We start from the raw sequence: 8,891 nt of genomic DNA on the forward strand, positions 1-8,891 counted from the left end.
TCACCACATATGAACCGCACTTATTACTCGTATCTGGGCTTCCGGCGCGTAGTGCCACTAGCGGCCTGCGGGTTACTCACGTTAGCTCCACCCGTCGCGGAAGCACGTAGCACGGCCCCGACTCCGAATCTGGCTTTGGTGGCCGACGTACCCGTGTCAGGCCGCGTTACGCAGGCGAATGGCGACCCGCTGCCGGGCGTTACCATCATCGTGAAAGGCACCACCCAAGGTATCACAACCAATGTCGACGGGGCCTTTAGCTTGAATGCGCCGGAAGGGTCTACGCTGATATTCAGCTACGTAGGCTTCGCCCGGAAAGAGGTAACCATCTCGGGCGCCACTACCAGCCTGACCGTGAGCTTGGTAGAAGACACCCGCGCGCTCAACGAAGTGGTAGTAGTTGGCTACGGCACGCAGGAGCGCGCCAGCGTAACGGGTGCCGTGTCGTCGGTGTCGGCGCGCGATATTGCTACGCAGCCAGTGGCTGATGCTACGCAAGCCCTGCAAGGCCGGGCCGCGGGCGTAACCGTCACCTCAAACGGCGGTGCGCCGGGCGGCGCCGCGGGCACCTCCATTCGGGTGCGCGGCATTACGTCGGCGGGCAACAACAACCCGTTGTATGTTATCGATGGCTTTCCGCTGCCGGAAGGCGGCGAAAATCAGTTGAATGCCATTAGTCCAAATGACATTGAAACCATTGATATTCTGAAGGATGCCTCGGCCACCGCCATCTACGGGGTGCGGGCCGCCAACGGGGTAGTTATCATCACGACCAAGCGCGGCAAAGCCGGGGTTTCGACCATCAACTTAGATGCTTACCGCGGGGTGCAGCAGGTGTGGCGCAAGCTCAATCTGCTGAACGCCGAAGAATATGCCGTTATCAACAACGAAAACCGTCTGGCGGCCGGGCAGCCCATCGTAGTAGACCGGCTCCGCGACCCGCAGGCGCTGGGCGAAGGCACTGATTGGCAGGATGAAGTGTTCCGCCGGGCGGCCATCCAGAACTACTCGCTATCCGCCTCCGGGGGCAGCGAAAAGGCGCGGTACGCCGTGTCGGGCAGCTACTTCCAGCAGGACGGCACCATTGTGGGTTCCAACTTCGAGCGGTTCACGCTGCGGGCCAACGGCGACGTGCAGGTGAACAAGATTCTAAAGCTGGGCAACAGCATTTCGCTCACGCACGTGGAAGATCGGCAGATTACTTCGGGCGGCGGATTTAACAATGATGGTAGTAGAGGCAGCAACGAATACGGCACGGTGCAGCAAACGCTGCGCATTCCGGCCATCATGCCGGTGTACCGCCCCGATGGCTACTACTATGAGCCCCGGGGTCAGCAAGACAACTTCGTGGAAGAGAACCCCTTGGCGGCGGCTACCCTCAACAACCAGAAGTTTTCGCGCAACCGAGCCCTAACCACGCTGTTTGCCGAATTGGAGCCCGTTAAAGGCTTGCGGTTTCGCACCAACGTGGGTGCCGACTTCATCTTCGACAACTTCAATTCGTTTCGGCCTACGGTGCCGGAGCTGCGTGTAGAAAACGAGGTGTATAACACCCGCTACAACTTGGCTGGGGCGTCGGCTACCTCCTCGTACGCGCCAAGTTACCTGATTGAAAACACCATCACCTACGACCACCTATTTGCTGATAAGCACCAGTTTACCTTTCTGGTTGGTCAGTCGGCGCAGGCCTTCGACTACAGCAACGTGGAGGCTTACCGCACGGGCTACTTGCGCAACGACTTGCAGGTAATCAACACGGGGCCGCTGAATACGTCGTTGGCCAACGCGGGCATTATTCGGCCTACCTCGCACCTGGCCAGCTATTTCAGCCGCATCAACTACGAGTTTGCCAGCAAATACCTGCTGCAATTCATTGCCCGCTACGACGGCTCCGGCAACTTCCCGCCCGGTGAACAGTTCGGCTTCTTCCCGGGCGTGTCGGCCGGCTGGCGGATCTCGGAGGAAGAATTCCTGAAAGACAACCGCGTGTTCAGCAACCTGAAGCTGCGCGCGGGCTACGGCAAGGTGGGTAACCCCAACAACGCCGGCCGCTTTGCTTACTTGTTTTCCGTGAATTCGGCCATTCAGTACGCTTTCGGGCCGAACGGCACCTTGCAGACCGGCGCCGCTCCGACCCGCTTGGCCAACTCCGATTTGCGCTGGGAAACCAACAACCAAACCAACATTGGCTTGGATATGGGCTTCCTCGAGAACCGCCTCGAAGCCACCATCGACGTGTATGACCGCACTTCGCCGAACCTGATTGCCCCGGTGCCGGTGTCGTTGGTGTCGGGTACGTACGAGAGCGTAAACCGTAACGCGGCCTCGGCTTACAACCGCGGTATTGACTTCTCGTTCACCTCCCGCAACCTGCAAGGCAGCGGCCAGGGCCTGAACTGGACGACCACCCTGAACCTGTCGGCCTACAAAACGGAGTTGGAGTCGCTGGGCGTAGGGCGGCCTTACAATGGTTTGGGCGCGCTAAGCGGCGTAATTGTCCGCTACGATGCAGGCCAGCCCTTCGGCTCGTTCTACGGCTACGTAGCCGACGGCTTGTTTCAGACCCAGGAAGACGTGCGCAACCACGCCACCCAGAACAACGGTACCGCACCCGGCGACATACGCTTCAAGGATTTGAACGGCGACAACATCATCAACGCCGACGACCGCACGTTCATTGGCAACCCCAACCCCGACTTCACTTACGGCGTGAACAACACGCTGAGCTGGATGGGTTTTGATTTGAACGTGTTCATTCAGGGCTCGCAGGGCAACCAGATCTACAACCAAAACCGCTACCTGCTGGAAGGCACCTTGTTTGGCAACAGCAGCGGCAGCACCCGCGTGCTCGACCGCTGGACCGGCCCCGGCACCAGCAACGAGGTACCCCGCGCCATTGCCGGCGACCCAAACACCAACCTGCGCGTTTCGACTTATTTCTTGGAAGATGGCTAGTACATGCGCATCAAAACCCTCACCCTGGGCTACACGCTGCCCAAGAGCCTAATGGACCGGATTTCGGCCAAACAACTGCGCGTGTACGTGAGTGGCCAGAACCTGCTGACGGTAACCAAATACACCGGCTTTGACCCCGAAGTAGGTTCGCGGGGCGTGGACTTGGGCGTCTACCCACAAGCGCGTGTGTTCCTGGCCGGCCTCAACATCGGCTTCTAATCCTCCCTTTTTACTCTTACAGACAAATGTCAACTATCAATAAATACACTTGCAGTGCTTGGCTCTTGACGCTGGGTCTGCTGACAGGCTGCGGGGAGAAGTTTCTGGACGAAGCCCCCACCGACCAAGTAACGGACGCCAACTTCTACAAAACGACCACCGACGCCATTCAGGCCACCAATGCGGTATACAGCGAGCTTGCCACGCTGGGCCAGTACAACTCGGCGCTGTGGGGCATCGGCGACATTGGCTCCGACCTTTCAACCACCGGCGGCGGCGGCGGCGGCGACGGCATCGAGCAGCAACAGCTCGACAACTTCAACATTCCGGCCACCAACCCGCTCACCAGCCGCTTGTGGGGCAGTTGCTACATAGGAATTGGCCGTGCCAACGTGGTGTTGCAGCGAGTGCCCGCCATGTCCATCGACCCCGCTATTCAGCAGCGCTGCATCGGCGAGGCCCAGTTTCTGCGCGCCAAGTACTACTTCGATTTGGTGCGGGCTTTTGGGGATGTGCCTCTGCTGACTACGCCGCCACTGACGCTGGCGGAGGTGAACGTTTCGCGCACCCCCGCCGACCAGGTGTACGCTCAGATTGTAACCGACCTCACCGATGCCATCACCAAGCTTCCAACCTCGTACAGCGGCGACGAAATTGGTAGGGCCACCAAATGGGCCGCTACGGGTTTGCTGGCCAAAGTATACCTCACGCAAGGCAACCTGGCCGGGGCCGCGCAACGGGCCCGCGAAGTAACAGCCACCAGCAGCGGCAAAGCGCTGTGGGACAACTACGCCGACAACTTCAAGGTAGTCAACGAGAACGGCAAAGAGTCGTTGTTTGAGGTGCAATTTGTAGCGGGCCGCAACCAATACACCCAGGACGGTCCGGGCTGGAGCGGCAACGAGTTCATGGGGCCGCGGGGCCAGGGTATTGTGCCACAGGGCGGCTACGGTTTCAACATTCCGGAGGCCGACTTCGTGGCGGGTTACGAGGCCGGCGACCTGCGCCGCGACGTAACCATCTGGAAACCCGGTGACCTTTATCCGGATGGCCGTAGGCAGCCGGCTTCGCTGCCGGGCTCCCCTAATGGCTACGGCGTGAAGAAGTGGTTTGTAGGCAAGGTGAACACCAACATTTGGGACTCCGAGCTAAATATTGCCGTGCTGCGCCTGGCCGAGATGTATCTGATTCTGGCCGAAGCCGTTGGGCCGACGCCGGAAGGACTGGAAGCCATCAACAAAGTACGTCGGCGGGCCTTCGGTTTACCCATCAACACGCCGAGCGCCCGCGACATTGCGCCTGGCATTGGTGCTAACGCCTTCAAGGAAGCTGTTTGGCGCGAGCGGAAGTACGAGCTGGCGTTTGAAATGGACCGGTGGTTTGATATGAAGCGCACCGGCGAACTACTCACCTCGCCGCAGCTGCGCGCCAAGGGCGTAAAGCCTTTCAACGTGCTGCTGCCCATTCCGCAGTCGGAGCGCGATGTGAACTCGAACCTAACGCAGAATCCTGGCTACTAACTGTTTGCCCACTAACGCAGGCAAGTCAATAGCTGGTGTTGGTGGGCGGATGTGCTTCCTATTTCACTTCCTTCTGAATTCCCATGAAAAATATAGTACGCTTAGTGGCATGGGGCCTTTTGTCGGCTCCACTGCTGCTCTCCTCCTGCGATATAGAAGGCGACGACAACGAGCTGGAAGGCCCGGTCCCGCAGTCGAGCTTCACCTTTCAAGTCAACCCGGTTGAATTCCCGACGGTTGTCACTTTCACGAGCACCAGCCAAGATGGGTTCCTTTATCAGTGGAACTTCGGCGACAACGCCATTGCCTCCGGCAACACCGTGCAGCACACCTACCCACGGACGGGTGCTTACCAAGTGGAGTTGGTGACGGCGGGACGGGGCGGCACGGGTATTTCAACCAAGCAGGCCGTAACCATTCCCGATGCTTGCGGCAACACCACCTTCAGCAAGTTGGTGGACTGCGCCGGCAGCGGCACCCGGGTATGGGCCTTCGCCAACACGCCCGGCGCCATTGTGCGGGAGTCGGCCAACGGCACGGTTCTGTCATCTTCCACCATCCTGCCCGCCTGCCAGCTCGACGACCAATTTTCGTTTAGCAACGGCTTCACGCTCAACTACGAAAGCGCCGGCGAAACCTTCCGGAACGGCGCCTGCGGCACTTCCCGCAACAACTCCGGCAGCTTCAGCTTCCGGCCCAATGGCGGCAACCCGCAGATCGTGCTCAAAGGCAAAGGGGCCTTCATCGGCCTGCCCGACTCGGTGGTAAACAAAACCTACGACATTCTGGAAGCCACCGATACGCGCCTGCGCGTGCGTGGCACCAACCCCGACGGCACCCGCACCGTCGTAACCTTGTCCATCTACGATTCCACCGCTCCTATCAAGCTGTTGCTGACGGGCGGCTCGTCGAGAACCTGGAAGCTAGATAACGTAATCGACGCCCCTATCACGGTGGGCACCGAGGCGAATCCGCTGCAATACTTCGCGGGTGTACTGTCGGGGCAACTACCCGCCTGCCAGTCCGACGACGAGTACACTTTCTCGGCAACCAACAGCCTCACCTACGACGCCAAGGCCGAGACCTTCTCCGCCAACGGCTTCTCGTGCCAGGCGCCGCAGTCGGGCACCTCGCCGTTTGTATTTGGGCCATCCTCTGGCGCGGGGCTGGCGCAGCTCACCCTTTCGCGGGCTGCCGCTTTCATTGGCACCACCGATGCCTCTCCTACGGAGCGGGTGTACCGCATCCTGTCCATCGACAACCAGAAGATGACCTTGCGCGCCGGTAGTGGCCAGAACGGGGGCACGGTGTTCACTATCAAGATGGTGGTGAAGTAAGTGGTAGGATGTAAGTAGGTGGTACTAGAATCGGACAGCAAGCCGTGGCATACAACCTGTTCGGGCTGGCTCTGGTCTTGGCACTACATACGTATGTCTTACTACCCAAACGGTGGTTGCACTTTGCGGCTGCCCAACAATCAACATCATTAGAAATGAGAATCCAGCCCCTAAGGAAAGGCCGGACCTACCAACTCGGGGTCAGCTTGTTGCTGGCCCTGAGCTTAGGCTCCTGCACGGAAGAGAAAAAGAAGAACCTGCCGACCCCCACGCCGACAACACCGACCGCGCCGGTAGTAAACGAGGAAGCGCGGGACTATGCCCAGTACACGACCTTGGCTTGGAACGACGAGTTCGACGCGGGTGCCCTCGACCAAAATAAGTGGGTGTACGAGCTAGGTGGCGGTGGCTGGGGCAACAACGAGTTGCAGAACTACACCAACTCCCCCGACAACGTATTCCTGTCGAGTGGCAACCTCGTGATTCAGGCCCGGCGCCAGCAGTCGGGCAGCAATGCGTATACGTCGGCGCGCCTCATCACCAAAGGCAAGCAGAGCTTCCAGTACGGGCGGCTTGATGTGCGGGCCAAAGTACCCAAGGGCAAAGGTGTGTGGCCCGCCATTTGGATGCTAGGTGCTGATATCGACCAGAATAACTGGCCCCGCTGCGGCGAAATCGACATTATGGAGCTGAAAGGCAGCCGCCCCAAGGAGCTGATTTCCACCATGCACTTTGGCAACAGCACGGCTGATCACCGCTTTAAAGGCATTACGCAAGTACAGCCCAACGACCTCTCCGAGGACTTTCACACGTATTCGGTGGTGCGCAGCAAAGATTTGCTCCGCTTTTTTCTGGACGGCCAGCAGTACTACAGCTTCTCGGGCAGCGACGCCAGTCCGTTTCCGTTCAACAATCCGTTCTTCGTGATTTTGAACGTGGCCATTGGCGGCGACTTCGATGGCAACCCCGATGCTTCTACGGTGTTGCCTCAGCAGATGCAGGTGGATTACGTGCGCTACTATCAGTACAAGTAAGCGGGCGCTCGAAGGCAGTTTTAAGATGCCCTGCGGTTCTGGTTGAATGATTTACTGGCTCAGGCGGAAGCCCACGGAGCCGGCGCAGTGGCTTGCGGCCACTAGCCGGCCTCTGGGTGTCTGGAACCGGCAAGGAGACCTACTTTCAGGCATTTGCAAAAGCCTAACTACCTGACACTTATTTCTGGCTACTTCTCCCCTACACCGTTCCCTGCTAGGGGTTCGGCTTGCTTTTCCTGCACTTTTCAAACGTTTTATATGGGCCGTCAAAAACAGTTTTTTCGGTTGTCGGCTGCCGAGCATCAAGAGGTGCAGCACTACCTGCAACAAGAGCAGTTGGTGCGGCGGCAAATCAACAGGGCCCACATGCTGCTGGACTGGCACGCTGGCTATTCGGCCACCGAAACCGCCCAGCGCCTGGCCATGACCGAAGGCCGGGTGTATGCGTTGCGGCGGGCTTACCAGCGTCAGGGGCTTACCGCCTACTTGAATACGCATCCGCAGGGCGGCGCGCCCACCAAGCTCACGCCCACCGTGGAAGCAGCCTTGCTTGCGTTGCTTTCCCGCCGCAACGCCGACTCGGCCCGTTACTGGACGCTTCGCCAACTAGCAACCTATCTGGTTGAAAAAGGCCACGCCAAATCAATTTGTCCGGTTACGGTGAGCAAGGCCCTGCAAAGACTCCAGACCCTGCTCGTTTCCTCTTCCGATGCCGGCAACGAGGCGGTGCCATCTTCTCACCTAGCTAGCCATAGCTGAGGTGTCCCGGGCTGGCTTCTTTGCTTTCACTTTTTCTATCGTATGATGATGCCCCCGAAAACTGCAATGCTTGCGTTGCTAGCTGGTATTCTTGTCACTTCTGCTCAGGCGCAGAAGGCCGCTCCCGCTACGAAGGCCTATTCCGTGGCCGGCAAGCAGGTGCAGGTCTACACCACGGCCGCCAACACGGCTCTGCGACTAGCCGCCACCGACAAGCTGTCGTTCAAGGAAGTGGGCCAGCCGCTGGAAACGCAGCCCACCGTCTTTGTCGACCCCACCCATACCTTCCAAACCCTGCTCGGCATTGGCGGGGCCCTGACCGACGCCGCCGCCGAAACCTTTGCCAAACTGCCCAAAGCCGCGCAGCAAGAGTTTATGCAAGCCTACTACAGCCCTACGGCTGGCATCGGCTACACGCTGGCCCGCACCAGTATCCATAGCTCCGATTTTTCCAGCGCCAGCTACACCTACGTGGCCGACAACGACAAAGAGCTGCAAAGCTTCAGCGTCGAGCACGACGCGCAGTACCGCATTCCCTTCATCAAGCAGGCCCAGGCCGCGGCCGGCGGCCAACTCACCCTGTACGTGAGCCCGTGGAGCCCGCCGGCCTGGATGAAGGACAACCAGAGCATGCTGCAAGGCGGCCAGCTCTTGCCCGAGTTCCGCCAGAGCTGGGCCAACTACTACGTCAAGTTCATCCAGGCCTACGAGCGGCAGGGCATCCCCATCTGGGGCCTGAGCGTGCAGAACGAGCCCATGGCTAAGCAGAAGTGGGAGTCGTGCCTGTTTACGGCCGAAGCCGAACGCGACTTTGTGAAAGCCTACCTCGGCCCCACTTTGAAGAAAGCGGGCTTCGGGGGCAAAAAGCTCATCGGCTGGGACCACAACCGCGACCTGATGTACCAGCGGGCGAGCACCTTGTTCGACGACCCCGAAGCCAGCCAGTACTACTGGGGCCTGGGCTTTCACTGGTACGAGACGTGGACCGGCTCGGCCATGCTCTTCGACAACGTGCGGCGCGTGCACGAAACCTACCCCGACAAGCACCTGATTTTCACCGAGGGCTG

6 protein-coding genes and 1 pseudogene are annotated in these 8,891 nt (G+C 59.5%); all 7 read left to right on the top strand.

What is annotated here, in order from left to right:
• Nucleotides 1–9: 9 nt before the first annotated feature.
• A complete protein-coding gene (locus ACFE7X_RS19980) occupies nucleotides 10–2,955 on the top strand; it encodes a SusC/RagA family TonB-linked outer membrane protein (protein WP_375437460.1) in 2,946 nt (981 codons plus the stop codon).
• A 3-nt stretch (nucleotides 2,956–2,958) separates the two neighbouring features.
• Entirely contained in the window at nucleotides 2,959–3,174 is a 216-nt protein-coding gene (locus tag ACFE7X_RS19985) for a hypothetical protein (RefSeq protein WP_375437461.1), read from the top strand.
• A 26-nt stretch (nucleotides 3,175–3,200) separates the two neighbouring features.
• On the top strand, nucleotides 3,201–4,694 hold the full coding sequence (locus ACFE7X_RS19990) for a RagB/SusD family nutrient uptake outer membrane protein (RefSeq protein WP_375437462.1): 1,494 nt from the start codon (nucleotides 3,201–3,203) through the stop codon (nucleotides 4,692–4,694).
• Nucleotides 4,695–4,777: 83 nt separating this feature from the next.
• Nucleotides 4,778–6,031, top strand: a complete 1,254-nt coding sequence (locus tag ACFE7X_RS19995) for a PKD domain-containing protein (RefSeq protein WP_375437463.1) — start codon at nucleotides 4,778–4,780, stop codon at nucleotides 6,029–6,031.
• A 155-nt stretch (nucleotides 6,032–6,186) separates the two neighbouring features.
• Nucleotides 6,187–7,065 carry a family 16 glycosylhydrolase gene (locus ACFE7X_RS20000; RefSeq protein ID WP_375437464.1) on the top strand — a complete coding sequence of 293 codons (879 nt, stop codon included), beginning with the start codon at nucleotides 6,187–6,189 and terminating at the stop codon, nucleotides 7,063–7,065.
• Nucleotides 7,066–7,323: 258 nt separating this feature from the next.
• Entirely contained in the window at nucleotides 7,324–7,824 is a 501-nt protein-coding gene (locus tag ACFE7X_RS20005; protein ID WP_375437465.1) for a transposase, read from the top strand.
• Between the two features lie 66 nt (nucleotides 7,825–7,890).
• Nucleotides 7,891–8,891 (top strand): annotated as a pseudogene (locus ACFE7X_RS20010) (hypothetical protein); the annotation flags it as partial.

It is taken from the genome of uncultured Hymenobacter sp. (assembly GCF_964242765.1).
Taxonomy (GTDB): domain Bacteria; phylum Bacteroidota; class Bacteroidia; order Cytophagales; family Hymenobacteraceae; genus Hymenobacter.